Here is a 502-nt window from a genome sequence, read left to right as displayed (position 1 = left end):
AAGCGGGTTACCTTCAATCATGGCCAAATGAGGTCGTAGAGCAGTTTCATTACGTCTCGGCGTTGAGCCAATTTATTACGGAAACCATTCACCGTGACGAGGCTCTCGCGCAGCAGTTACCAACGATGTTAAGTGAGCTTAGCCGACACCAAGCTTATCGCACCCGTCTGGCCGCTTTATTGGCAGAATGCCCAGATGAAATGTCTGGTCATCGCGTTCTGCGTCAGTTCCGAAATCGAGAAATGGTCTACATCGCGTGGAAAGACTTCTTACATGCTTGGACACTTGAAGAGTCATTACGTCATTTGTCCCAATTGGCAGAGGCGATGATCTTTGAGACATACCAATGGCAATACAAAATTTGCTGCGCAGAATGGGGAACGCCAACAAATGCAGAGGGTGAAGCTCAACCGATGTTGATCATTGGGATGGGCAAGCTAGGTGGCGGCGAACTGAATTTCTCTTCCGATATCGACCTGATTTTTACTTACCCTGAAAACGG

Annotated in this window: 1 pseudogene; it reads left to right on the top strand. The window is 48.2% G+C overall.

What is annotated here, in order from left to right:
- Nucleotides 1–502, top strand: a pseudogene (locus tag R7Z47_RS27060) (bifunctional glutamine synthetase adenylyltransferase/deadenyltransferase); the annotation flags it as partial.

The sequence above is a fragment of the Vibrio sp. 1641 genome, from assembly GCF_033339995.1.
GTDB lineage: Bacteria > Pseudomonadota > Gammaproteobacteria > Enterobacterales > Vibrionaceae > Vibrio > Vibrio alginolyticus.
The sequence above is the reverse complement of the archived record's forward strand: the minus strand, read 5'-3'. Positions and strand labels throughout refer to the sequence as shown.